The 22,679-nt window shown below is 66.2% G+C and carries 23 protein-coding genes; 11 read left to right on the forward strand and 12 right to left on the reverse strand.

Translation table 11 applies throughout. The features are described 5' to 3' along the window. Positions 1 to 174 precede the first annotated feature (174 nt). Positions 175 to 2,100, forward strand: coding sequence for a 1-deoxy-D-xylulose-5-phosphate synthase (dxs, locus tag ACQR1L_RS05405; RefSeq protein ID WP_434856896.1), 1,926 nt, complete (start codon positions 175 to 177; stop codon positions 2,098 to 2,100). 101 nt (positions 2,101 to 2,201) lie between these two features. Here the strand turns inward: dxs and ACQR1L_RS05410 are convergent, their stop codons facing one another. Then, a complete protein-coding gene (locus tag ACQR1L_RS05410) occupies positions 2,202 to 2,954 on the reverse strand; it encodes a hypothetical protein (protein ID WP_434856897.1) in 753 nt (250 codons plus the stop codon). Positions 2,955 to 3,016: 62 nt separating this feature from the next. Between ACQR1L_RS05410 and ACQR1L_RS05415 the strand changes: the two genes are divergently transcribed. The 3 genes from ACQR1L_RS05415 to ACQR1L_RS05425 all read left to right on the forward strand — a co-directional run bounded on the left by ACQR1L_RS05415 (position 3,017) and on the right by ACQR1L_RS05425 (position 5,915). Beyond that, positions 3,017 to 3,574: a nucleoside 2-deoxyribosyltransferase gene (locus tag ACQR1L_RS05415; protein ID WP_434856898.1), complete on the forward strand. Its 558-nt coding sequence runs from the start codon at positions 3,017 to 3,019 to the stop codon at positions 3,572 to 3,574. Positions 3,575 to 3,949: 375 nt separating this feature from the next. Continuing rightward, positions 3,950 to 4,687: a TlyA family RNA methyltransferase gene (locus ACQR1L_RS05420; protein WP_434856899.1), complete on the forward strand. Its 738-nt coding sequence runs from the start codon at positions 3,950 to 3,952 to the stop codon at positions 4,685 to 4,687. Next, positions 4,680 to 5,915, forward strand: coding sequence for a class I SAM-dependent RNA methyltransferase (locus tag ACQR1L_RS05425; protein ID WP_434856900.1), 1,236 nt, complete (start codon positions 4,680 to 4,682; stop codon positions 5,913 to 5,915). Before ACQR1L_RS05420 ends, ACQR1L_RS05425 begins: the two co-directional genes overlap by 8 nt. A gap of 379 nt (positions 5,916 to 6,294) precedes the next feature. On the opposite strand, the gene ACQR1L_RS05430 is transcribed toward ACQR1L_RS05425, so the two are convergent. Beyond that, positions 6,295 to 6,786, reverse strand: a complete 492-nt coding sequence (locus ACQR1L_RS05430) for a septal ring lytic transglycosylase RlpA family protein (protein ID WP_434857244.1) — start codon at positions 6,784 to 6,786, stop codon at positions 6,295 to 6,297. 109 nt (positions 6,787 to 6,895) lie between these two features. Here ACQR1L_RS05430 and ACQR1L_RS05435 point away from each other — a divergent pair, with 109 nt between their 5' ends. Next, entirely contained in the window at positions 6,896 to 7,900 is a 1,005-nt protein-coding gene (locus ACQR1L_RS05435; protein WP_434856901.1) for a nucleotidyltransferase domain-containing protein, read from the forward strand. A 22-nt stretch (positions 7,901 to 7,922) separates the two neighbouring features. On the opposite strand, the gene ACQR1L_RS05440 is transcribed toward ACQR1L_RS05435, so the two are convergent. Continuing rightward, the gene (locus ACQR1L_RS05440) at positions 7,923 to 8,774 is read right to left on the reverse strand and encodes a DUF1194 domain-containing protein (RefSeq protein WP_434856902.1); all 852 of its coding nucleotides are present in this window, start codon (positions 8,772 to 8,774) and stop codon (positions 7,923 to 7,925) included. Positions 8,775 to 9,000: 226 nt separating this feature from the next. Here ACQR1L_RS05440 and clpS point away from each other — a divergent pair, with 226 nt between their 5' ends. Further along, complete coding sequence (clpS, locus tag ACQR1L_RS05445; protein WP_434856903.1) at positions 9,001 to 9,306, forward strand: ATP-dependent Clp protease adapter ClpS; 306 nt, start codon at positions 9,001 to 9,003, stop codon at positions 9,304 to 9,306. Here the strand turns inward: clpS and ACQR1L_RS05450 are convergent. The 4 genes from ACQR1L_RS05450 to fabI form a co-directional block, all read right to left on the reverse strand. Next, positions 9,270 to 10,493, reverse strand: coding sequence for an adenylate/guanylate cyclase domain-containing protein (locus tag ACQR1L_RS05450; protein WP_434856904.1), 1,224 nt, complete (start codon positions 10,491 to 10,493; stop codon positions 9,270 to 9,272). The genes clpS and ACQR1L_RS05450 overlap by 37 nt on opposite strands. Before the next feature lie 70 nt (positions 10,494 to 10,563). Beyond that, complete coding sequence (aroC, locus tag ACQR1L_RS05455) at positions 10,564 to 11,649, reverse strand: chorismate synthase (protein ID WP_434856905.1); 1,086 nt, start codon at positions 11,647 to 11,649, stop codon at positions 10,564 to 10,566. Positions 11,650 to 11,857: 208 nt separating this feature from the next. Beyond that, positions 11,858 to 12,457 (reverse strand): histidine phosphatase family protein, encoded by a 600-nt coding sequence (locus tag ACQR1L_RS05460; protein WP_434856906.1) that lies wholly within the window; start codon positions 12,455 to 12,457, stop codon positions 11,858 to 11,860. Between the two features lie 13 nt (positions 12,458 to 12,470). Beyond that, positions 12,471 to 13,304: an enoyl-ACP reductase FabI gene (gene fabI / locus ACQR1L_RS05465; protein ID WP_434856907.1), complete on the reverse strand. Its 834-nt coding sequence runs from the start codon at positions 13,302 to 13,304 to the stop codon at positions 12,471 to 12,473. Positions 13,305 to 13,523: 219 nt separating this feature from the next. Between fabI and ACQR1L_RS05470 the strand changes: the two genes are divergently transcribed. After that, positions 13,524 to 14,012, forward strand: coding sequence for a sigma-70 family RNA polymerase sigma factor (locus ACQR1L_RS05470; protein WP_434856908.1), 489 nt, complete (start codon positions 13,524 to 13,526; stop codon positions 14,010 to 14,012). 100 nt (positions 14,013 to 14,112) lie between these two features. Beyond that, positions 14,113 to 14,886: an anti-sigma factor family protein gene (locus ACQR1L_RS05475; protein WP_434856909.1), complete on the forward strand. Its 774-nt coding sequence runs from the start codon at positions 14,113 to 14,115 to the stop codon at positions 14,884 to 14,886. Positions 14,887 to 15,351: 465 nt separating this feature from the next. On the opposite strand, the gene ACQR1L_RS05480 is transcribed toward ACQR1L_RS05475, so the two are convergent. Together ACQR1L_RS05480 and ACQR1L_RS05485 are read right to left on the reverse strand one after the other, a co-directional pair. Beyond that, positions 15,352 to 16,317 carry a DnaJ C-terminal domain-containing protein gene (locus ACQR1L_RS05480; RefSeq protein WP_434856910.1) on the reverse strand — a complete coding sequence of 322 codons (966 nt, stop codon included), beginning with the start codon at positions 16,315 to 16,317 and terminating at the stop codon, positions 15,352 to 15,354. Positions 16,318 to 16,429: 112 nt separating this feature from the next. Next, positions 16,430 to 16,834: an RT0821/Lpp0805 family surface protein gene (locus tag ACQR1L_RS05485; RefSeq protein WP_434856911.1), complete on the reverse strand. Its 405-nt coding sequence runs from the start codon at positions 16,832 to 16,834 to the stop codon at positions 16,430 to 16,432. Between the two features lie 125 nt (positions 16,835 to 16,959). Here ACQR1L_RS05485 and pdxH point away from each other — a divergent pair, with 125 nt between their 5' ends. After that, on the forward strand, positions 16,960 to 17,610 hold the full coding sequence (gene pdxH / locus ACQR1L_RS05490) for a pyridoxamine 5'-phosphate oxidase (protein ID WP_434856912.1): 651 nt from the start codon (positions 16,960 to 16,962) through the stop codon (positions 17,608 to 17,610). Between the two features lie 132 nt (positions 17,611 to 17,742). Further along, the gene (locus tag ACQR1L_RS05495; protein WP_434856913.1) at positions 17,743 to 18,495 is read left to right on the forward strand and encodes an SDR family NAD(P)-dependent oxidoreductase; all 753 of its coding nucleotides are present in this window, start codon (positions 17,743 to 17,745) and stop codon (positions 18,493 to 18,495) included. 246 nt (positions 18,496 to 18,741) lie between these two features. On the opposite strand, the gene ACQR1L_RS05500 is transcribed toward ACQR1L_RS05495, so the two are convergent. Further along, positions 18,742 to 18,978 (reverse strand): hypothetical protein, encoded by a 237-nt coding sequence (locus ACQR1L_RS05500; RefSeq protein WP_434856914.1) that lies wholly within the window; start codon positions 18,976 to 18,978, stop codon positions 18,742 to 18,744. 403 nt (positions 18,979 to 19,381) lie between these two features. Further along, complete coding sequence (locus ACQR1L_RS05505; protein WP_434856915.1) at positions 19,382 to 20,359, reverse strand: magnesium transporter CorA family protein; 978 nt, start codon at positions 20,357 to 20,359, stop codon at positions 19,382 to 19,384. A 344-nt stretch (positions 20,360 to 20,703) separates the two neighbouring features. On the opposite strand from ACQR1L_RS05505, the gene ACQR1L_RS05510 reads away from it, so the two are divergent. Then, positions 20,704 to 21,384 (forward strand): L,D-transpeptidase, encoded by a 681-nt coding sequence (locus ACQR1L_RS05510; protein WP_434856916.1) that lies wholly within the window; start codon positions 20,704 to 20,706, stop codon positions 21,382 to 21,384. Between the two features lie 151 nt (positions 21,385 to 21,535). On the opposite strand, the gene ACQR1L_RS05515 is transcribed toward ACQR1L_RS05510, so the two are convergent. After that, complete coding sequence (locus tag ACQR1L_RS05515) at positions 21,536 to 22,660, reverse strand: extensin family protein (RefSeq protein ID WP_434856917.1); 1,125 nt, start codon at positions 22,658 to 22,660, stop codon at positions 21,536 to 21,538. Positions 22,661 to 22,679 lie beyond the last annotated feature (19 nt).

Genomic DNA, 22,679 nt, shown 5'->3' on the forward strand with positions numbered 1-22,679 from the left:
AGGCAACCAAGAGTGACTTACATCACCGAGATCGATCCAAAAGCCGGCTAGTGTCCGGTCGGCGGCCTCGATCCGCGCGGATGTAATCTTCGAGACCCCAGGTTTCGCCGCCCGTTACGATGAACCTCTCAGACGTCGGCCCTTGAACCCGACCTGCAAAATTGGAATGTCACCGTGACCACATTTAGTAAAACGCCGCTTCTCGACACCATCAAGACTCCGGAAGATCTGCGCCGGCTGAAGGTCGAGCAGGTCCGGCAGGTCGCCGACGAACTGCGCCAGGAGACGATCGACGCGGTCTCGGTGACCGGCGGTCATTTCGGCGCGGGTCTCGGCGTGGTCGAGCTGACCACGGCCATCCATTACGTGTTCGACACGCCGCGCGACCGTCTGATCTGGGACGTCGGCCACCAGGCCTACCCGCACAAGATCCTGACCGGGCGCCGCGACCGTATCCGCACTTTGCGCACCGGTGGCGGCCTGTCCGGCTTCACCAAGCGCGCCGAGAGCGATTACGATCCGTTCGGCGCCGCGCACTCCTCGACCTCGATCTCCGCCGGCCTCGGCATGGCCGTCGCCCGCGACCTCTCCGGCGGCAAGAACAACGTGATCGCGGTGATCGGCGACGGCGCGATGTCCGCCGGCATGGCCTATGAGGCCATGAACAATGCCGGCGCGATGAACTCGCGCCTCATCGTGATCCTCAACGACAACGACATGTCGATCGCCCCGCCGGTCGGCGCGATGTCGGCCTATCTGTCGCGCCTCTACTCGGGCAAGACCTATCGCACGCTGCGCGATGCAGCCAAGCAGCTCGGCCAGCATCTGCCGAAGGTGATCGCCAACCGCGCCAGCCGCGTCGAGGAATATTCCCGCGGCTTCATGATGGACGGCGGCACGCTGTTCGAGGAGCTCGGCTTCTATTATGTCGGCCCGATCGATGGTCATAACCTCGACCATCTGCTGCCCGTACTGAAGAACGTCCGCGACATGGAGACCGGCCCGATCCTGGTCCACGTCGTGACTCAGAAGGGCAAGGGCTACTCGCCGGCGGAAGCCGCCGCCGACAAATATCACGCGGTGGCCAAGTTCGACATCGCCACCGGCACCCAGGCCAAGGCCAAGCCCAACGCCCCTGCCTATCAGAACGTGTTCGGCCAGAGCCTGGTCAAGGAAGCTGAGAAGGACGACAAGGTCGTCGGCATCACCGCCGCCATGCCCTCGGGCACCGGCATCGACATCTTCGCCAAGGCCTTCCCGAAGCGCACCTTCGACGTCGGCATTGCCGAGCAGCACGCGGTGACCTTCGCCGCGGGTCTCGCCGCCGAAGGCTACAAGCCGTTCTGCGCGATCTATTCGACCTTCCTGCAGCGCGGCTACGACCAGATCGTGCATGACGTCTGCATCCAGTCGCTGCCGGTCCGCTTCGCCATCGACCGCGCCGGACTGGTCGGCGCCGACGGCGCCACCCATGCCGGCTCGTTCGACAACGCCTATCTCGGCTGCCTGCCGAACATGGTCATCATGGCCGCGTCCGACGAGGCCGAGCTGGTGCACATGGTGGCGACGCAGGTCGCGATCGACGACCGTCCGAGCTCGGTGCGCTATCCGCGCGGCGAAGGCCGCGGCGTCGAGATGCCGGAAGTCGGCGTGCCCCTGCCGATCGGCAAGGGCCGCATGATCCGCCAGGGCAAGCAGGTCGCCCTGCTCTCCTTCGGCACCCGTCTGGCCGAGTGCGAGAAGGCGGCCGACGAGCTCGCCGCTCACGGCCTCTCCGCCTCGATCGCCGACGCGCGCTTCATGAAGCCGCTCGACGAGGAGCTGGTGCTGAAGCTCGCCCGCGAGCACGAGATCCTGATCACCATCGAGGAAGGCTCGATCGGCGGCTTCGGCTCGCACGTGATGCAGTACCTCTCCGACCAGGGCATGCTCGACGGCGGCCTGAAGATGCGCACGATGGTGCTGCCCGACGAGTTCCAGGACCACGACACGCCGGCGGCGATGTACGCCCGCGCCGGGCTCGACGCCAAGGGCATCGTCCGCAAGGTGTTCGAAGCGCTCGGCAAGGACTACGCGGCCGAGGCCGTCAAGCTCGCCTGAGGCGGGCTTGCACTCCCATCTGAAGTCCCCAAGCCCGCAGGCGTCGGGCCGGGACTTCAGGTTGATGGCCTTGTGAACGCTTCGATCGCGCACCTGATGCGCTAGACGACAGCCGGCGCTGGTGGCGCCGGCATCGAAGCGACTCGCTGCTTCCAGCGCGCCCGCCGCTCCTCATCGTCATCCGGAGACGGAAGCGGCCAGACATGCTCCCGCCACCATGGTGGCTTCCGCGCGGGCAGCACAGCCCAGAGATCCGGATAGAGATCCTGGATGATCTTGCGCAGAGACGGCCAGGTTCTGCTCGTGACCTCGCCGACGATGACCGCGAGCAGATGAATTTCCGTCAGCGTCTTGATGCCCCGCGGGACCGGTCCAAGATCGATCGAGAACGGCTGCAGCACGAAAACGGCCGAGATCGCCAGCATGATCCAGAACTGCATGCGGTAGAACCATGACAGGCCGCTGGTGATATCGAGATTGGCTATGAACAGGCTCGAACGCAGTTGGGGAAGATCCGGGTGCTTGAGCTCCAGGAACAGCCCGTAAGCAAAGGCCGAATGCAGCAGCCGCTGATACACCCGCTGGTCGATGAACCAGAACGCGAAAACGCCTGCGCTGCCGATCATGCAGACGAGCGCGCGCAGATAGGCGAGATGCTCGGCACGGCTCGTGATATCGACGGCGGGCGGCGGCGTGAAGGCGTTGACGGTAATCAGCCCGATGGCGCCGAGCACGGCCGCTGTCCAGGCCGAGCAGATCGAGCGGATCTGACTCTGCGACTTGTCAAAGTCGCTTTCGAACGTGCGCAGATGGGTATAGATCGAAAGCCGTTCTGCAGAAGTGAATCCGGTCATCGACGACCTCGGACTGCAAGCTTTCACGATACGCCGCGATACTAACCTGAGCTGGACGCGAAATGAAGATTTACCTCGCAGGACCGGAGGTTTTTCTGTCCGACCCGATCGCGATCGGCCGACGGAAGGTCAGCATCTGTGAAAGCCACGGCCTCGCCGGGCTTTACCCGATGGACAATACCGTCGATCTACACGCCGCCGACGCCTCGCTCGCGATCTTTCGCGGCAACGAGGCGATGATGGACATGTCCGATGCCATCATCGCCAATCTCACGCCGTTCCGCGGCCCCGGCGCCGATGCCGGCACGGTCTATGAACTCGGCTACATGGCCGGCCGCGGCAAGCTGTGTTTCGGCTACTGCAATGACCCGGGCCTCTATTCCGAGCGGGTCGGACGCTTCTCGACGATCACGAAGCAGGACGGCCGGCTGGTCGATGCCGAAGGCCTGACGGTGGAGGATTTCGGCCTGCCCGACAATCTGATGATGATCCATGCGCTCGATCTGCACGGCCATCCGCTGGTGCTGCCGCGCGACCGGCCGGCGGATGTCTGGCATGATCTCACGGCGTTCGAGGAATGCGTGAGGCTGGCCGCCCGGCGGCTGGGCGCGGAGTCGTAGGGTAGGCAAAGCGGCGCCGACGGCGACGCGTGCCCACCATCCATCCGCAGCCTCGGTCAACATGGTGGGCACGGCGCGTCGATTGCGATACGAGCTTGTGGCGAGAGCGTTACACGCGCCTTTGCCCACCCTACGAGGCTCGTTGTGTGGCACGATCTTGCGGCACCCTCAGCTGTCGTCCCGGCGAACGCCGGGACCCATAACCACAGGACGTCGTGTTGAGCACATGCGTAGTTGCCAGCTTCCTACGAACTACGTCCTGTGGTTATGAATCCCGGATCGGCGCTTCCCACGCGCGATGCGCATTGGAGCTTGCCCGGGACGACACTGAATTTGACGCGCCGCCTTCACAACTCATGACCATCGATCAGACAAATGCCCCCTGCCCGCAAACGCGCTGATATCCTCCTCGTCGAACGCGGCCTGTTCGAGAGCCGCGCGCGGGCGCAGGCGGCGATCGAGGCGGGGCTGGTGTTTGCCAATGACAAGCAGGTGGTGAAAGCGTCCGAGACCATTCCGATCGATGCCGTCGTTCAGGCCGAGCCGGCGCATCCCTGGGTGTCGCGCGGCGGCGTCAAACTGGCGGCGGCGCTGGAGCATTATGGCATCGAGGTCGAGGACCATGTCTGCCTCGATGTCGGCGCCTCCACCGGCGGATTCACCGAGGTGCTGCTCGCCAATGGCGCGGCGGTCGTGTTCGCGATCGATGTCGGCCGCGACCAGCTGCATCCGTCGCTGCGCAACCATCCGAAGATCGTCTCGATGGAGCAGACCGACATCCGCAGCTACGAGGGCAAGCGGCTGCCGCAGCGTCCGGACGTGGTCGTGATCGATTGCAGCTTCATCTCGCTGAAGGCCGTGCTGCCGGTGGCGCTGACGCTCGCGGCATCGCCGATGAGCCTGCTGGCACTGATCAAGCCGCAATTCGAGGCCAAGGGCGCGCACGGCAAAGGCGGCATCATCAAGGATGCCGGCGTGCATCAAACCGTGTGCGACGACATCGCCGCCTACGCGGCCTCGCTCGGCTGCAGTGACATCGAGATCTTCCCATCCTCCATCAAGGGCGGCGACGGCAACGCCGAATTCTTCCTGGGAGCACGGCGCCATGGTTGAGCGTCTCGTCATCGACCATGTCGGCCACCGCGGCGACGGCGTGTCGCTGTCATCCGGCGAGGCGCTGTACGTGCCCTACACGCTGGCCGGCGAGACGGTGGAGGCTGCCGCCATTGCCGGCCATCCGGACCGCCGCAAGCTGCTGGCCGTGGAGACAGAGAGCGCCGACCGGATCGCGCCGTTCTGCGCGCATTTCGGCGTGTGCGGCGGCTGCGCGATCCAGCACTGGGCGCCGGAGCCCTACCGGCAATGGAAGCGCAACATCGTCGTCGAGACCTTGCGCGCGGCCAAGGTCGATTGCGAGGTCGCCGATCTCATCGACGCGCACGGCGCCGGCCGGCGGCGCGCGACGTTTCACGCGCGCATGGGCACCCACGACATTCTCCGGGTCGGCTTCTCGGCGGCAAACAGCCACGAGATCGTCCCGATCGACCGCTGCCCCATCCTCGATCCGGCGCTCGACGGCGCGCTGGAAGCGGCATGGGCGCTCGCGGAGGCGCTGAAGCCCACGGGCAAGCCGCTCGACATCCAGGCGACCGCGACGATCAATGGCCTCGACGTCGACATCCGCGGCTCCGGGCCACTGCCGCCGCCGCGCATCGCGTCGCTGTCGCTCATCGCGGAGAAGCACCGGCTGGCGCGGCTCACGCGCCATGGCGAGCTGGTGCTGATGCGCAATCCGCCTGTGGTGACGATGGGCACGGCGCAGGTGACCCTGCCGCCCGGCTCGTTCCTGCAGGCCACCGTACAGGGCGAGGAGACGCTGGCGCAGCTGGTGCTGGAGCGCATCGGCAAGACCAAGCATGTCGCCGACCTGTTCTGCGGCGTCGGCCCGTTCGCGCTGCGGATCGCCGCGCGCGCGCGCGTCATCGCGATGGACAATGACGCCGGCTCGATCGCAGCGCTGCAGAAGGCCGCCGGCACGCCGGGCTTGAAGCCCATCAAGGCCGAGGCGCGCGACCTGTTCCGCCGCCCGCTGATGCCGCCCGAATTGCGCGATATCGACGCCGTCGTATTCGATCCGCCACGCCAGGGCGCGCAGGCGCAGGCGAAGCAGCTTGCATCAAGCAAGGTGCCGGTGATCGTCGCGGTGTCCTGCAACGTCACGACGTTCGCGCGGGACGTGCGGATGCTGATCGACGGCGGCTACAGGCTGGAGACCGTGGTGCCGGTCGACCAGTTCAAACATACGCCGCATGTGGAGCTGGTGGCGAAGCTGGTGCGGTGAAGCGGATTAATTAGTTAAGCGCCGAGGTCATCCGTCCCGAACGGTGCGTTCCCTCTCCCCGTTCTTCACGGGGAGAGGGTCGGGGTGAGGGGCAGCGGCACGGGAAATCTTCGTCGTAGGCCCGAATCTTGCTCAACAGAATCCCCATCTCAGATGGAGTTCTAAGCTTCGCGACTGCTTGGTGCGCAGGCTTAGACCGCCCGTGCGGCTGCCCCTCACCCCAGCCCTCTCCCCGTGAAGAACGGGGAGAGGGAGCGCAGCGTCGCTCGTGATGGAGAACTCGGTTCGTCGCCCGCGCCGAGCCATCCATCGGCCAACGTGATCGCCAACCCGCAGCTCTTTTTCTGTTCTGACCGCGCAGACCACCGCCTGCGAACAGCTACCTCACCACACTCACCTTCACCGGCGCGACACCCGTGTTGATCATGCCGAGCGCCTGGGCGGCCGAGTAGGACACGTCGACCACGCGCCCGTGCACGAAAGGGCCGCGATCGTTGACGCGCACCACCACCGAGCGGCCGGTCTTGACGTTGGTGACCTGGAGACGCGTGCCGAACGGCAGGCTGCGATGCGCGGCCGTGAGCTCGGAAGGATCGAAGCGCTCGCCGCTCGCGGTCTTGCGGCCCTCCGAATAATAGCTGGCGAGACCCGACGACGCCGTGCGTTCCGGCGACGAAGCGGGCTCGGCATGCCGGACCCGAACCACCGAGGCCGGCGCGGTCTCCGCCCGTTCCGCCGGGCGCGGGAGTTCGACGGCGGCCTGCCTGGCCGGCGCAGCGAAGCGGGCCTGCCGCACCGCCGGCGACTGCGCGCAGGCGGCGAGAGACGCCGCCGCCACAGATACGAACGCGAGCCGCGCCCACAGGCGCATGTACTCCGCGCGGCTGCCCCGAAGCGCTGCATCGCGCCTGTCGTGCTTGCCAGGACCTTCTGTCCGGTCGTTGATACGCATGTTCTGTGCGCCTCCGCCTTACCCGGTCATGGTCGCGGCCCAATCGCGGCGGCACGGTGGCAAAGAGAGCTTTGGCGATCTGCAACTCCTGGTTTTTGCCTGGCTGTGGCCCAACAGCCACAGGCGAGCTGTGGTGGAGTACTTGCGGCGTTGTCCACACAATATCGAGCTACCTTCAGGACCGGAGGCGCGCATGCAGGAGCCGTTGCTCACACGGATCGTCGACGCACTGGCCGCTGTGCCGGGTCTGGGCGCCATCGCGCTTGGCGGCTCGCGCGCACGCGGCACGGCAGGCGCCGGCTCCGACTACGACATCGGGCTGTACATCGCCCCTGGCGCGGCGCTCGATGTCACCGCCCTGCGCACGGCCGTGCGGCGCCTCGTTGGCCAATCCCGGCCGGTCGAGCTGACGGAGGTCGGCGGCTGGGGGCCATGGATCGTCGGCGGCGGCTGGCTCCAGATCGACGGAGTGAAGGTCGACCTGCTGTATCGGCCGATCGACGCGGTCGATCGGGTCATCGACGACTGCCGGAACGGACGGATCGAGATCGACTATCAGCCCGGCCATCCGCATGGCTTCGTGTCGGCGATCTGGATGGGCGAGGTCGCGCTGTGCCGCGTGCTGCACGACCCGTCGCGACGGTTGGCCGTGCTGAAGACACGCTGCACGCCCTATCCGTCCCGTCTGGCCGCCGCGATCATTGGGCGCTTCCAATGGGAGATCGGCTTCAGCATCGACAATGCGGCACTGGCCGTCGCGCGCGGCGATCGCACCCATGTCGCCGGATGCGCCTATCGTGCGCTCGCCTGCGCCGCCCAGGTGCTGTTTGCCCGCAATGCGCGCTATCTGATCAATGAAAAAGCCGCGCTCGCGGAAGCCGCGACGCTGCCTCTGACGGTGACTGATCTGATGGCGCGTGTGGAGCTGATCTGGCAGGCGATCGGCAGCGGCGCCCTGAGCGCCGCGATCGACGGCCTACGCGCGCTCGAAACCGACCTGATGAGGCTCACGCCCCGGGACGCGCCGGACTGACGGCGCGACCTGCGGGAGCCGCTCACCGTCCCCAGCGATCCTGCCAGATCTTCTCGCCGATCAGGCAGGAGACGCGCGGCTGCTCCTTGGGGTCGTCGGCGATGGGAACGATGCGCGGCGGCGGCTGGCGGCCGGCGACCTCCATCAAGAGCTTGGTGCGGATGGCGTCCTTGAACTCGTCGCGGCTCTTGATCGTGACCACGAACGAGCCGCGGCCGCCGGTGACGCAATCCTTGTAGTAGAGATCGAGGTTCTCGATATCCATCGTCGAGTAGGATGGCTCCTTGACCATGATCGGCAGGCCGTTGATGGTGATACCCTTGTTGACCGCCTCGTCACGGGCGATCGTGACCGGCGGACCGTTGTTGTTGGGACCGTCGCCGGAGATGTCGATGACGCGGCGCAGGCCACGATACGGATTGTCGTCGAACATCGGCATCGCGAAGTAGATCGCCCCAGAGATCGAGGTGCGCGACGCGCGCCGGATCGGCGTCTTCATGATCTCGGCGGCGACGGCATCGGCGGTTTCCGGTCCGTCGATCAGCCGCCAGGGAATGATGATCTTCTGGTCGCTCGAGGCGGCCCATTCGAAATAGGTGACGGCAATGCGGCCGTGCACGCCGTTCTTCAGCGCTTGCAGGAACTCGCGGGAGCTCAGCGCCTGGGCGTAGCCTTCACGCTGGATCGCGAGCTCGTCGAGGTCCATCGAGTAGGAGACGTCGACGGCCAGGATCAGCTCGACGTCGACGGAGGCTTCCTTCTCGCTCAGTTGCTGAGCGGACTTGCCGCCCGGTGCCGCCGCGACAGTGGCGACATCGCCGCTCGCCAACGCGCCCGCCAGACACGCCACACCGATCGAGATCCACCAGCGCATGAGCTGCCCTCCAATCGCGTGACATGATGGTGACATGCAATCCGCGTCGCGCAAAGCGCGAACGCGTGCATCCATTCACATTCCGGTTAGTCCCCGGAGTTGCCCGGATGTTAGCCAAGCGGCGTGCGCCCTTCGCCCAAAGACCCTGCGGCCCGTGGTTTCCCGGAACGGCGGGAGGCTGTATTGTGGCGGCACTGCCGCATCAGGAACACAGGCGCGACCGTCCATGAACGATGCCGTCACCAAGCCGAAGACGAGAACGCGCACCAAGACCGAGCGTCCGCGGCTCTACAAGGTCATCCTCGTCAACGACGACTTCACGCCGCGCGATTTCGTGGTGATGATCCTGAAGGCCGAATTCCGCATGACCGAGGACCAGGCCTACAAGGTCATGATCACGGCGCATAAGCTCGGCGTCTGCGTGGTTGCCGTGTTCACCCGGGACGTCGCCGAGACCAAGGCGACGCGCGCCACCGATGCTGGCCGCGCCAAGGGCTATCCGCTGCTGTTCACCACCGAGCCCGAGACCTGAGCATCTTCTTCGCGCAACCCGAACACGCGTTGTTCGGTCGAGAAGCCCGCGATCGGGAATTCGCCGAGATCGGTCCAGAGATCGGACTTGGGCGCGGGACTGGCGCCGGCAAAGGCCTCGGAGGCGACCACCGTGCGCTTCAGCCTTGCCGCGATCTTCTCCAGGCGCGCCGCGAGATTGACGGCGGGGCCGATGCAGGTGAAGTCGAGCCGGTTGCCGCCGCCAATATTGCCATAGAGCAGCGGGCCGACATGCAGCGCCACGCCAAAGCGGAAGTGTTCGGCGGCCTCAGCCGTGCGATATTCCAGGGCGTCGACGCGCTGGCGCGCAGTACGGGCCGCCTCGAGCACCCGGGTGCAGACCTCCGTCGGATCGCCGCCCTGCTTGCGGATCGGGAACACGGCGAGCAGGCCGTCGCCCATGAACTTCAGCACCTCGCCGCCCTGCTCCCGGATCGGCTCGACCTGGCAGTCGAAATAGCGGTTGAGTATCTCGACGACGTCCTCGGCCGGCAGCCGGTCCGACAGCGCCGTGAAGCCGCGCAGGTCCGACAGCCAGATCGCCGCATCCAGCGTATCGGTGTGACCGCGGCGGATCTGGCCGCCGAGGATGAGCTCGCCGGCGCTGTTGCCGACATAGGTGTCGAGCAGCATGGAGGCGGTCCGGCGCAGCGTGACGATCTCGGTGTAGCGCGCCAAGGCCGGGATCAGCGACCGGATGGCGCCGAGATGCTCCTCGGCGAAACCGTCAGGATCCCTGGTGGTCCAGCTCGCTGCATGGATCGCCCGGTCGATGAAGGTCAGCGGCAGGCTGACATAGTCGGTGACCCCTTCGGCGCGCAGATCCATCAGGATCGGGAAACGCTCAGCTTGCGGATCACGGGGATCGGCCCTGAACTCGACCCCGTTCTCGAACACGAGCGCCAGCGGACTGTTGAGATAAGTCGGGCTGCTTTCGAAACCGAACGCGACGGTGCCCATCTCGACCTCCGCCCCCGGACGCCAGATGAAGCTCCGGCCGGCGATGTCGGGATGCAGGGTGCGGACGAACACACCGACCCGCCACAAGGGAATGCCGAGGTCCACCAGCCGCGTGCAGAACTGGTCCATCATCTCGCTCGGCGTCGCCGTGGAGCGCGCGCCGTCGACCAGCCATTCCCGGATGTCCTGCAGCTTCGAATAGTCCATGGCTCAGCTTAGGCGAGCCGTGTGACAACAGCAAACAGGCGCAGCGACAAATTGCGACCGGCTCGAGCCGCTACCCGACCTGGCCGCGATGGCGCAGCAGGTGGTCGGCGAGCACGCAGGCCATCATCGCCTCGCCCACCGGCACGGCGCGGATGCCGACGCAGGGGTCGTGACGGCCCTTGGTCAGGATCTCCGTCTCGTGGCCGGCGCGGTCGACGGTCTGGCGCGGGGTCAGGATCGACGAGGTCGGCTTGACCGCGAAGCGCACCACGATCGGCTGTCCGGTGGCGATGCCGCCGAGGATGCCGCCGGCATGGTTGGACAGGAACCGCGTGCCGTCATTGGCCGAGCGCATCTCGTCGGCATTCTCCTCGCCGGTGAGTTCGGCAGCCGCGAAGCCGGCGCCGATCTCGACGCCCTTGACCGCGTTGATGCTCATCATCGCCGCGGCGAGATCGGCATCGAGCTTGCCGTAGAGCGGCGCGCCGAGCCCGGCCGGCACGCCCTCGGCGGTGATCTCCAGCACCGCGCCGATCGACGAGCCTGACTTTCGGATACCGTCGAGATAGTCCTCGAAGAACGCCGCCTTGTCCTTGTCCGGGCAGAAGAACGGATTGCGCGCGATCTCGTCCCAGTCCCAATTGTCACGGTTGATCTTGTGCGGCCCCATCTGCACCAGCGCGCCGCGGACCTTGACGCCGGCGATGATCTTGCGCGCGATGGCGCCGGCCGCAACGCGCGTGGCGGTCTCGCGCGCCGAGGAACGGCCGCCGCCGCGATAGTCGCGCAGGCCGTACTTCGCCTCATAGGTGAAGTCGGCATGGCCCGGGCGAAACTTGTCCTTGATCTCGGAATAGTCCTTGGAGCGCTGGTCGGTATTCTCGATCAACAGCGCGACCGGCGTGCCCGTGGTGACCTGCGCGCCCGTGTCGGGATCGGCCATCACGCCAGACAGGATCTTCACCTGGTCCGGTTCCTGGCGCTGGGTGGTGAAGCGCGACTGGCCCGGGCGGCGGCGGTCGAGATCGGTCTGGATCTCGGCGGCCTCCAGCGGAATCCGCGGCGGGCAGCCATCGACCACGCAGCCGATGGCCACGCCATGGCTCTCGCCGAAGGTGGTGACGCGGAACATGTGGCCGAAGGTGTTGAAGGACATGAGCTGCGAGCCGCCGAAGATGAACTGTTAACGCGGATGTTGATGGCCAACGTGGTATCTCGGCAGGCGCAGGGGGTCAAACCAGACAGTCCTGCGTCATTCCGGGGCGATGCGATAGCATCGAACCCGGGATCTCAGGCTTGTCGGACTCACCTCGAGATTCCGGGTTCAGCCCTGCGGGCTGCCCCGGAATGACGCAAGCCAGCAATCAGCTGAACTTTTCGAACCCGCTCTCGCCGAACACATAGACCGCGCCCTGCTGGATCGGCAGGTCAACGGCGCGGCTGGGCGTTTCGAAGCCGAGGGCGACCATCAGCGCCCGCGCGGTGCCGCCATGGGCCACCGCGACGATATCGCCGGTCAGGCCGTCATACCACTCGCGCACCCGGCGCTCGACATCGGCATAGGTCTCGCCGCCCTCCGGTGCCAGGGTCCATTTCTCGGTCAGGCGCCTGGCGTAGAACACGGGGTCAGCGGCCTGCATCTCCGGCAGGGTCGCCCCCTCCCATTTGCCGTAGCCGATCTCGCGCAGCCGCGCGTCGAGCGCATAATCGGCCACCGGCAGCTTCAAGGCCCCGCGCACCAGCTCCATCGTCGCGCGGGCGCGGATCAGGGGGCTTGCAACGTAAGGCAGGCGTCCTGCGTCATGGCCGTTCCGCGCCACCAGTTCGCTGAGGATATTGCCGGCCTGGACGGCCTGCACGCGCCCGAGCGCGTTCAGCGGAATGTCCTGCGTGCCCTGCAGCCTTCCGAGCGCGTTCCATTCCGTCTCGCCGTGGCGGATGTAGTAGATCGTGGGCCGGGGCATCGCAGGTAAAATTCTATTCCTTGCCGCCGGCGGAGTTGCTGAGCGAGATGTCGGGGGCGTCGGGCCGCTTCATGCCGACCACGTGATAGCCGGAATCGACGTGGTGCACCTCGCCGGTGACGCCACGCGACAGGTCGGACAACAGATACAGCGCGCTGTCGCCGACCTCGTCGATGGTCACGGTCCGCCGCAGCGGCGCGTTGTACTCGTTCCACTTCAGGATATAGCGGAAATCGCCGATGCCCGACGCCGCCAGCGTCTTGATCGGACCGGCCGAGACCGCGTTGACGCGGATGTTCTTCTCGCCGAGATCGGCGGCGAGGTAGCGCACGCTGGCCTCCAACGCAGCCTTGGCCACGCCCATCACGTTGTAATGCGGCATCCACTTCTCGGCGCCGTAATAGGTGAGCGTGATGATCGAGCCGCCGTCGGTCATCAGCTTCTCGGCGCGCTGCGCGACCGCGGTCAGCGAGTAGCAGCTGATCAGCATGCTCTTGGAGAAATTGTCCTGCGTGGTCTCGATATAGCGGCCGTCGAGCTGGTCCTTGTCGGAGAACGCGATGGCATGGACGACGAAATCGATCTTGCCCCACTTCTCCTTGAGCACGTCGAACACGGCGTCGATGGTCGCGGGATCGGTCACGTCGCAATGGCCGAGCACGAGGCCGCCGAGCTCGGCGGCGAGCGGCTCGACGCGCTTCTTCAGCGCGTCGCCCTGGTAGGTCAGCGCAATCTCTGCGCCGGCGGCGCGCGCAGCCTTGGCGATGCCCCAGGCGATCGAGCGGTTGTTGGCCACGCCGAGGACGACCCCGCGCTTGCCCTGCATCAAACCTGAAATCTGCGCCATGCGGCTTCCCATCGAACTGATTATTAAGGACTGGACGTACACCACCGGTCTGGCCCGGTACAGCCCCATTCGCCCCGCTCTGTGGCAAACTCCGGGCAGGCTCGGCCGGCGCCGGAATAGGCGCGTCATCATGGTGTTATGGTCTGTGCAGGGCGCGGTTGCGGCCCCGGTTCCTGCCTGAACGTCGAACGTCCGCAAGGCAAGTCCGCAAGGCAATCCATGAACGCGTTCCGCCAGAGCGTCGAAGCCATGATTCCGGCACTACGTCGCTACGCCCGGGCGCTGACGCGCGACATCGACGCGGCCGACGAACTGGTTCAGGACACCCTGGTACGGGCGCTGCGCTCCGAACGACTGTTCCTGGGCGGCGATCTCCGCAGCTGGCTGTACACGATCCTGACCAACCTGAACAAGAACCGCCGGCGCTCACTGGCCCGGCGGCCGCACTTCATGCCGCTGCAGGACGACAATCCCGACGCCAGCGGTACCGAGGCCGAGGGCCGCGACATCGCACGCGCGCTCGCCACGCTGGTCGAGGAGCAGCGCGCCGTGCTGCTCCTGGTGGTGCTCGAAGGCATGAGCTACCGCGAGGTGGCGGACATTCAGGGCGTGCCGATCGGCACCGTGATGTCGCGCCTCGCGCGTGCCCGGGCCCATGTCCGCGCCGTGCTCGAAGGCGAGCGCCCGGCGCTGCGGAGGGTGAAATGACCGCTGAAATCACCGCACAAAAGCCGCGCGACCGCGTTCGCCTGCGAACCGCCGCGGCGGCCGCGCTTCTGGGCGGTCGCACGACTGCAACGAGATCACGATGATGACCGAGCCGACCATTCCCGTCACCGAAGACGAGCTGCACGCCTATGTCGACAACGAGTTGCCGGCGGAGCGCCGCAGCGACGTCGAGCGCTGGCTGGCCACGCATCCGGCGGACGCCGAACGGGTGGCCTCCTGGCGCGGCATGGCCGAGGCGCTGCATGCCCGCTACGATTCGGTCGCCAACGAGCCGGTGCCGCCGCGGCTCGATCTCGACCGCCTCGACCGGCGACCGCGGCGCTGGATTATCGGGGCGATGGCGGCGAGTGTCGCAGCCTTTGCTGTCGGCGGCGCGGTCGGCTGGTTCGCTCGCGGGGCGGCGTCCTCGCCCGCTCTGCTGCAGAACCTTGCGGGCGAAGCACTGGATGCGCACCGGCTCTACGTGGTGGAAGTGCGCCATCCGGTCGAGGTTCCCGGCGACGAGAAGGCCCACCTACAGCAATGGCTGACGCGCCGCTGCGGCCGCACCGTGCAGGCGCCGGAGCTGGAGGGTACCGGCTTGAAGCTGGTCGGTGGCCGGCTGTTGCCGGGGCCGAGCGGTCCGGCCTCGTTCCTGATGTACGAGAGCCCGTCCGGCGAACGCTTCACGATCTACGCAACCAAGGTCGGTATTGAGGCAGCCCAGATGCGCTACACGGCACAGGGCAATATGTCCGCGCTCGCCTGGGCGGAGCGCGGCGTCAGCTATGTCGTCAGCGGCAGCAGCGACCGGACCCGTCTCACCCAGGTTGCACGCCTTGTTTATGACCAGTCCGAACGGGCGGGCGGCTAGCGGCGGCGCCGTACCTGATCACCGCGGTGTTGGCGGCGGGAGCAATTTGTATGATCTTGTCAGGCGATTACCGAGATGATCGCGCCCGGTCACAGAGCGCGCGCGCACTCGCCTCAATTGGACACATGACACGCTGAAGTAGCAGCCCCAATTCCGTCACCGAAAATCTGGAATCGGGCCACTGCTGCGTCTCATTATCGCTCCGAAACTTCACGAAAAAATGAGGAGTGTTCGATCCGCCGATCGACACGGAAGCGGCCTCGACTGGGGTTTTGTACCGCGCTGGTCCCCCTTTCGAGGCCGCACTTTTTCCGCTCTTTGCGACCACTGGCAGCGCTCACGTCACGCACCGCGTGACTCCGAGACACCCCGCTTCGGGCGGCGTATGTGCCATGCCCCGGATGGCTGCGCCATCCGACCTCTCTCCGCAAAGGGCGGGGAGAGGTTTGAAAGTGGCATCGCGGATTACGACAGATTGCTACGCGGATTGTAGGGGTGCTTGTCGCGCCACTTGGTCATCAGCGCCTCGAGCTCGGCGTCGTTGCCGTCGGGCAGCACGATCCGGGTGGTGATGAAGAGATCGCCCGCCGAGCCGTCAGCCTTCGGCAGGCCCTTGCCCTTCAGCCGGAAGGTCCGGCCGCTGGAGGTGTTCTTCGGGATCGAAAGCTCGACCGCGCTGCCGAGAGTCGGCGCGCGCACCTTGGCGCCCAGCACGGCCTCATACAGCGTGATCGGCAGATCGAGCCTGACGTCGCTGCCCTCGACCTTGAAGAACGGATGCGGCGCGATCTGGATCGTGATCAGGAGATCGCCGGGCCGATGACCCGGCGCGCTCTCGCCCTGCCCCTTCAGCCGGATCTGCTGGCCCGCGGTGACGCCGGCCGGAACCTTGACGTTGAGCTCCTTGCCCGACGGCAGACGCACGCGCTTCTCGCCGCCCTTGACGGACTCTTCCAGCGACACCGACATCTGGACCTTCAGGTCCAGATCGACGCCGACACCGCCGCTGTCGAAATCGAACGGGCTGCCGCCGCCGCGCGCACCGCGAGCGCCGGCACCGCCGAACATGCTGTTCAGAATGTCCTCGAAGCCACCGCCGCCGCCGAAGCCGCCGCCAGGGCCGCCGCCGCTACGGAAGGTGTAATTCTCGAAGCCGCCGCCCGGACCGCCACGGCCGGCGCCGCCGCCCGGAAAGCCCTGGAAGCGCGGCTTGCCCTCGGCGTCGATCTCCCCGCGATCGAACTGCTTGCGCTTGTCCTCATCGCCCAGGATCTCGTTGGCCGAATTGATCTCGGCAAACCTGGCCGATGCCTTCGGGTCATCCTTGTTGCTGTCGGGATGATGCTTCTTGGCGAGCTTGCGATAGGCGCTCTTGATGGCCGCAGCGCTGGCGCTTCGCGGCACCCCCAAGACCTCATAGGGGTCGCGCATCCGTCACGTCTCCTTACAGAAAGTCAGATACTAACCTATGGGCTCCCCGCCCGCTTTGCATTTCATCTGGGGAGTCCGTTGTATTTTTGCAACGGGCTCTGGCGTGGTCCCGCTAGCTTTGCTGCCACGGTTTGAGCGTCTGGATGTCCCATCGCCCCCGCTCGATCCGGCAGGCCGAGCCCTGCAGCCACCGCTCGGTCTTGCCGTTGACATAGCTCGCCAGGAAATCCCGGCAAACGCGGCCCTTCTCACCGGTGTAGGACTGCGCGATCGGCGTCACCGAGCCGCGGGCGCCAGTCTGCGGATTCTGCCAGGGCTGGCTGGAATCCTTCGTCCCCTTGGTCAGCACATCCGAAGCCGCGTTCCGGGCAAAGGCAAGATCGCCCTCGGTCGGCTCGCGCTCGGGCGGGGGGCTGATCGCGCCGGTGACCTCCGCATCCTCCATCTTGGCGAACGCCGTATCGGGCCGCGACAGGCTGCAGCCGCCGCCGGACAAGCCGATTAGAATGAGTGTCAAAGCGGTGCCGGCATGACCGATCGCGGATAGGCCAAGCCGGACCGATGCCCTATATAGGACCGGACCAGACTCGACTTGCACGCGCTTGGCCGCGGGTGAACGCAAAACTCGGACTCCCCAAAGACATGACCGACCCCACGAGCATCAAACACCAGACAACCTTAACATCCGGTACATCGGCGGATTTCACCGAGGCCGGCGAGCCGTTTGCCCTGTTTGCCGCGTGGTTTGCCGAGGCCACCAAGAGCGAGCCGAACGATCCGAATGCGATGGCGCTGTCGACGGTCGACGACAGCGGCCTGCCGGACGTGCGCATGGTGCTGATGAAGGGCTATGACGAAGACGGCTTCGTCTTCTACAGCCACAAGGCCAGCCAGAAGGGCCAGGAGCTTGCCGCCAATCCGAAGGCTGCACTGCTGTTTCATTGGAAGTCGCTGCGCCGGCAGGTGCGCATCCGCGGACTGGTGACGCCGGTGACTGACGCGGAGGCGGATGCCTATTTCGCCACCCGGCCGAAACAGGCGCAGCTTGGCGCCTGGGCCAGCAAGCAGTCGCAGCCGCTGGAGAGCCGGTTCGCGTTCGAGCAGGCGATCGCCAAGGTCGCGACCCAATACATCATCGGCGACGTGCCGCGCCCGCCGGGCTGGACCGGCTGGCGGATCACGCCGCTGCGGATGGAGTTCTGGCACGACCGGCCCTTCCGCCTGCACGATCGCATCGAATTCCGCCGCGAGGCCGGCGGCCAGCCGTGGTCCAAGGTGAGGATGTATCCGTAAGCGCGTTGCGACCGCGCCGCCTCGTCACGTCCGCCTCGACGCCAAGCTCGATCTCGGTGCGCAGGAATCACGCACCGAACATGCAACCCATGTGGTAAGCTGATCCCCCAGGGATCGTGAGAGACCCAATCCATGCCGAACTCCACCAACCAGCCGCGGCGCACGATGCTGCTGACCGGCGCCAGTCGCGGCATCGGCCACGCGACGGTGATCCGCTTCTCGTCCGCGGGCTGGCGCGTGCTCACCTGCTCGCGGCATCCGTTTCCCGAGGAATGCCCGTGGGGAGCAGGCCCCGAGGACCACGTCCAGGTCGACCTCTCCGATCCGCAGGACACCCTGCGCGCGATCGACGAGATCAAGCAGCGCATCGATGGCGGCGAACTGCACGCACTGGTCAACAACGCCGCGATCTCGCCGAAGGGATCGGGCGGCGCGCGGCTCGGCACCGTCGACACCGACCTCGACACCTGGAATCACGTCTTCCGCGTCAACTTCTTCGCGCCCATCATGATGGCGCGCGGCCTGATCAAGGAGCTGAAGGCCGCCAAGGGGTCCGTCGTCAACGTCACCTCGATCGCCGGCTCGCGCGTGCATCCGTTCGCCGGCGCCGCCTATGCGACGTCGAAGGCCGCGCTCGCGGCGCTGACCCGCGAGATGGCCTCCGATTTCGGCCGCGTCGGCGTGCGCGTCAATTCGATCGCGCCAGGCGAGATCGACACCTCGATCCTGTCGCCCGGCACCGAGAAGATCGTGCAGGAGCAGATCCCGATGCAGCGTCTCGGCACGCCCGACGAGGTCGCCAAGATCATCTACGTGCTGTGCACGGAGACCAGCTCCTACGTGAACGGCGCCGAGATCCACATCAACGGCGGCCAGCACGTCTGACCAGATCGGCCACGGGGCGCGCCGCCTCCCGGCGTGGTTCACGGCGGCTTGCTTCGCTCGACGATTCCAGGATGGATCCGCGAAGGCGCGATTAACGCCGCTGGCAAGCAGCGCCCGATCCGTCGGCGCCACAAACGAAAAGCGCTCCCATGAGGGAGCGCTCACCTTGTTTCGCATGTCGGTTCGTTCGCTCGGCAGGACCTGCCGGAGGGCCGGCTGGTCGAACGATCCGTTCAGCCTTTCCGTTCAGCCCTCGCACACCAGGCCGCGCAGGATCTGCGCGGCACGCCAGCGCAGGCGGTCGGTTTCGACGTTCAGGGCACTCGAGCAATCATCCTCGCGCTCGTCATCCTCCAGCTCGGCGCCGCAATAGCGGCAGGTGCGCGGGGACAACGCGTGAGCCACCACGATATCCGCGCGGCTGCGCTGGTAGTTGGCGAGCTCGATCACGTTGTTCGATGCCGTTATGCGTTTCTCAACCATTGCCGCCTCTTGGCCACCGGCGCGGATGAACGCGCCTCGAGCTCTGCCTTGCATGCCATGCGCGAATGCGCTGAGTTCATGTCATGCTCACGCTCAGACTTATCGCAGAGAAGTTTCGATCAAACGTTCAGTGTTCCCGTCAAATTTTACCTGAGGAATTGAGGCGGCTTTGCAGCGGCGTTGCAGCCGGCCTAACAACTCATTCCTGCTCCGCTTGCAGCGCGTGAGTTGTGACACCTGAAGTGCATAACGGCATACCGATTGCCGCGCGAATCAAACGACGCGGAGCGTTGATCCCGATCCTAACAAGGCGGCGTGAGTGAGGCGGCGCGCGATGCGGCAGCGACGAGATTCGTCATTTTGAAAAACAGAAACGTCGAGCTGCTCGCTGAACGCGACTGCGCTACAGCCACTTCTTGAGCTTGAAGATGTAGTACGGAACGATCGCGCAGATCAGCATCAGCACCAGCGCCATCGGATAGCCGTGCGCCCATTCGAGCTCCGGCATCATCTTGAAGTTCATGCCGTAGATCGAGGCGATCAAGGTCGGCGGCATCAGCACGACGGCCATGACCGAGAACAGCTTGATGATGTTGTTCTGCTCGAGGTTGACGACGCCGAGCATCGCGTCGAGCACGAAGGTGATCTTGCTGGCGAGATAGGACGCGTGATCCGTCAGCGACGCGACGTCGCGCTGCATGGTCTTGAGCTGCTCGCGCATGTCCTTCGACCACTTCACGCCCTCGACCACGGCCGACAGGAAGGTGACGAGGCGGCCGATCGAGACGAGGCTTTCGCGCACTTTTGAGGTCAAATCACCCTTGCGGCCGATCGCGATCAGGATCTGCGAATACTGCTTGGCGTGACCGTGGCGCTCGTTGTTGGGCTCAAAGATCTCGTGGCTGACCTGGTCGATGTCCGCCCCGACCTTCTCGAGGATGTCGGCGCAGCGGTCGATGACGGCGTCGAGCAGCTCCATCAGCACCATCTCGCCGGTGATGCCCGGCGCGCAGCTGCGGGCCAGCTTGGCCTCGACCACCGCGAACGGCCGCGGCTGATCGTAGCGGACCGTCACCAGGCGGTGACCGGAGAGGATGAAGGTCACCGCCGTGGTCCTGGGCATGTCGGTGTCGGAGTGACACATCAGGGTGGCGGTCATGTAGCGGGCGCCGTTCTCGATGTAGAGACGGCTGGAGATCTCGATCTCCTGCATGTCTTCCCGCGTCGGCACCGCGATCCCGGCCAGTTGTTCGACCGCCCGATCCTCGGCATTGCTCGGATTCACCAGGTCGACCCAGACCGCATTGTCAGGCAAGGCCTGGAGATCGGCGACCGCCGCCTTCTTGAGCGAGGACTCGGAGGGGACGAACGCCGAGAACATGAACGAAACTCCGAATCGCGAAACGTGGTTGTCGGCGGCTTAGCGCCACGATGCTGCCGCCTTGTGACGCAGCTTTCCGGTTCGGTCCATCGGCTTTTCGCGCCGCCGCGCCGGACTGCCCCGCGCGGCGGAATGGGGCTTACAAACGTGCCATTCGGAGCACAGCTGTGGATGACCGGCCGAATTCTTGCGACAAAAAAGCAACAATCGCGGCGCTGCAGCGTGACTTGTGCGTGTATCGGCTGGAATCGAGATCGATTTTGACGATAATGGGACAACCGGAATCGCGATGAGGTGGTGTGGTCGCCGCATCGCAACGTCAGCTATCAATTGGAACTGGTGAGATGTCGCTGAAGGTGAAACTCGGACTCCTGGCCGCCGGCCTGATGCTCTCGGGCTGCATGCAGGCCACGACCTATGAGGCGACCAATGCCCAGGCCTTCAAGCCGAAGGACAAGGAGCTGCTCGCCAAGATCCGCTACACCAACACGCCGGTGGCCGAGCCTTATCGTCGCGCGATCGTCGACTATCACCGCAAGGAAGCGCCGGGCTCGATCGTCGTCGATTCCGATGCCCACTACCTCTATTACGTGCTCGATAACGGCAAGGCGATCCGCTACGGCATCACCGTCGGCGAGGAAGCCATGGCCTGGTCGGGCATCGCCAAGGTCGGCGCCATGACCGAGTGGCCGGCCTGGCATCCGACCAAGAGCGAGATCGAGCGCCTGGGCGTGCCGACCTTCGTGGCGGCCGGTCCGGACAATCCGATGGGCTCGCGCGCGATGTACCTCTATGCCAACGGCAAGGACACGCTGTTCCGCATCCACGGCACCAACCAGCCGGAATATATCGGCGCCTCGATCTCCTCGGGCTGCATCCGCCTGACCAACGAGGACGCGATCGATCTGTATAACCGGGTCAAGGTCGGCACCATCGTCGTCGTGCTGGATCCGAAGAAGGGCGATTCGCCCTACAAGCCGCAGATGGCCCTGCAGGGCGGCGCCACCTACGCGGCGATGCAGTAAGCGTCGCCGAACACGCGATCAAAAGCCGAGAAACGCGTTTAGCATCCTTTTCAAAGGCGCCGGTCATCCGGCGCCTTTTTGTTTTGGAGCGTCGCTGATCGCGCCCGCAGTCCTCCCGTCACGCGTTCGACAGTCGAAGCCTGCACCGCGCTCAGGACCGACTCTTGTGCTTCTTCTTGCCGCCCTTGGAATGCACCGGCGGCGGTGTGGGCGCGGGCGCGACAGGCTCGGTCTCGTCAGCCTCGGCCGCATCGCCGGGCGCCGGCTCGGCCTTGTGCTTCTCCGCCTCCGCTGTCCCCGTTGATCCGGTTCGGGCCGGCGCTTTCCCGCCCTTTCCGGTCTCCTCGGTCTCGGCCGTCTCGCGCGGCGGCGCATCGTCGGGCCGCACGGCCGGCATCAGGGGCGCAACCTTCGGCAGGGGATCGAGCACGTCCCACTGGCAGATCCGGTAATTGCTGCGCCGCTCGGCCAGATCGAGATGAATGTGATCCTCGTGATACCAGTCCGAATCCGGGCCGAGCACGGTGGCAAAATGAGTGCACACCGAATGCAGCACCGTCTCCCGCAGGTCGCGCGGCTGCGTGCGGTCGGTGAGCTCGATCATGCGGCCGTCCGCCAGCTTGAAGCCGCGCACGTCGAGCGCATTGGCGCGGCCGTGCTCCGACATCTGCGCGCCGGCGACGTTGTTGCGGCCGCGGCATTGGTACGAATCGTAATTGTCCAGCGCGGCGATCGGGCTGCCCAGCCGTGCGGCGAGCGGGGCCAGATCGCTGCGGACCCAGTTCGCCACGGCAGCCGCCATCGTGCAGCGCATGGTCGCCGCCGGCGTCAGCGTCACGCGCCGCTTGTCCGGGAGCACCACCGCCTCGAGCCGGACGAGATCGTCGCCGCCACAGGCGCCGGGGCCCTTGATCGGCGGAATCGACGGCGCGACCGCGATCTCCTCGGTCAGCGCCACGCGACAGGCCGAGGGCTGCGGCGGCGCCGGGGTCTTCGCCTCGCGGCTGGTCTCGCTCGGCCCCTTGCCGGGCTCGTGCGCATCCTGCTCGCCCTTGGCCGAATCAGCCGGCGCATCTGCCTTGGTCCCGGCGCGCGCAGGCGCCGTCGCGGGCCGTGGCTGCGGCAGCGGTATGGTGGTCATCGCATGATCGCGGCGCGCTGCGTGGTCCGGCCCGGCATGGGCGTGCGGCGGGCCGGCGTCCCGGGAGCGCGCGGCGGCCGGACTGCCGGCCATGAGCCAGCTCAATGCGAGCGCTGCCGCGGCAGCGCTAACCATTGCCCCCGGCGCGACCTCG

The sequence above is a fragment of the Bradyrhizobium sp. HKCCYLR20261 genome (assembly GCF_051168435.1).
GTDB lineage: Bacteria > Pseudomonadota > Alphaproteobacteria > Rhizobiales > Xanthobacteraceae > Bradyrhizobium.

Bases quoted from the DNA above. Each gene is read 5' to 3' on its own strand.
- aroC (WP_434856905.1), bottom strand. From the start codon at position 11,649: ATGTCCTTCAACACCTTCGGCCACATGTTCCGCGTCACCACCTTCGGC.
- ACQR1L_RS05420 (WP_434856899.1), top strand. From the start codon at position 3,950: ATGCCCCCTGCCCGCAAACGCGCTGATATCCTCCTCGTCGAACGCGGC.
- ACQR1L_RS05470 (WP_434856908.1), top strand. From the start codon at position 13,524: ATGAACGCGTTCCGCCAGAGCGTCGAAGCCATGATTCCGGCACTACGT.
- ACQR1L_RS05480 (WP_434856910.1), bottom strand. From the start codon at position 16,317: ATGCGCGACCCCTATGAGGTCTTGGGGGTGCCGCGAAGCGCCAGCGCT.
- ACQR1L_RS05440 (WP_434856902.1), bottom strand. From the start codon at position 8,774: ATGCGCTGGTGGATCTCGATCGGTGTGGCGTGTCTGGCGGGCGCGTTG.
- ACQR1L_RS05425 (WP_434856900.1), top strand. From the start codon at position 4,680: ATGGTTGAGCGTCTCGTCATCGACCATGTCGGCCACCGCGGCGACGGC.
- clpS (WP_434856903.1), top strand. From the start codon at position 9,001: ATGAACGATGCCGTCACCAAGCCGAAGACGAGAACGCGCACCAAGACC.
- ACQR1L_RS05515 (WP_434856917.1), bottom strand. From the start codon at position 22,660: ATGGTTAGCGCTGCCGCGGCAGCGCTCGCATTGAGCTGGCTCATGGCC.
- ACQR1L_RS05460 (WP_434856906.1), bottom strand. From the start codon at position 12,457: ATGCCCCGGCCCACGATCTACTACATCCGCCACGGCGAGACGGAATGG.
- ACQR1L_RS05410 (WP_434856897.1), bottom strand. From the start codon at position 2,954: ATGACCGGATTCACTTCTGCAGAACGGCTTTCGATCTATACCCATCTG.
- pdxH (WP_434856912.1), top strand. From the start codon at position 16,960: ATGACCGACCCCACGAGCATCAAACACCAGACAACCTTAACATCCGGT.
- ACQR1L_RS05510 (WP_434856916.1), top strand. From the start codon at position 20,704: ATGTCGCTGAAGGTGAAACTCGGACTCCTGGCCGCCGGCCTGATGCTC.
- ACQR1L_RS05435 (WP_434856901.1), top strand. From the start codon at position 6,896: ATGGTCGCGGCCCAATCGCGGCGGCACGGTGGCAAAGAGAGCTTTGGC.
- ACQR1L_RS05500 (WP_434856914.1), bottom strand. From the start codon at position 18,978: ATGGTTGAGAAACGCATAACGGCATCGAACAACGTGATCGAGCTCGCC.
- ACQR1L_RS05475 (WP_434856909.1), top strand. From the start codon at position 14,113: ATGATGACCGAGCCGACCATTCCCGTCACCGAAGACGAGCTGCACGCC.
- ACQR1L_RS05505 (WP_434856915.1), bottom strand. From the start codon at position 20,359: ATGTTCTCGGCGTTCGTCCCCTCCGAGTCCTCGCTCAAGAAGGCGGCG.
- ACQR1L_RS05430 (WP_434857244.1), bottom strand. From the start codon at position 6,786: ATGCGCCTGTGGGCGCGGCTCGCGTTCGTATCTGTGGCGGCGGCGTCT.
- fabI (WP_434856907.1), bottom strand. From the start codon at position 13,304: ATGGCGCAGATTTCAGGTTTGATGCAGGGCAAGCGCGGGGTCGTCCTC.
- ACQR1L_RS05450 (WP_434856904.1), bottom strand. From the start codon at position 10,493: ATGGACTATTCGAAGCTGCAGGACATCCGGGAATGGCTGGTCGACGGC.
- ACQR1L_RS05495 (WP_434856913.1), top strand. From the start codon at position 17,743: ATGCCGAACTCCACCAACCAGCCGCGGCGCACGATGCTGCTGACCGGC.
- ACQR1L_RS05415 (WP_434856898.1), top strand. From the start codon at position 3,017: ATGAAGATTTACCTCGCAGGACCGGAGGTTTTTCTGTCCGACCCGATC.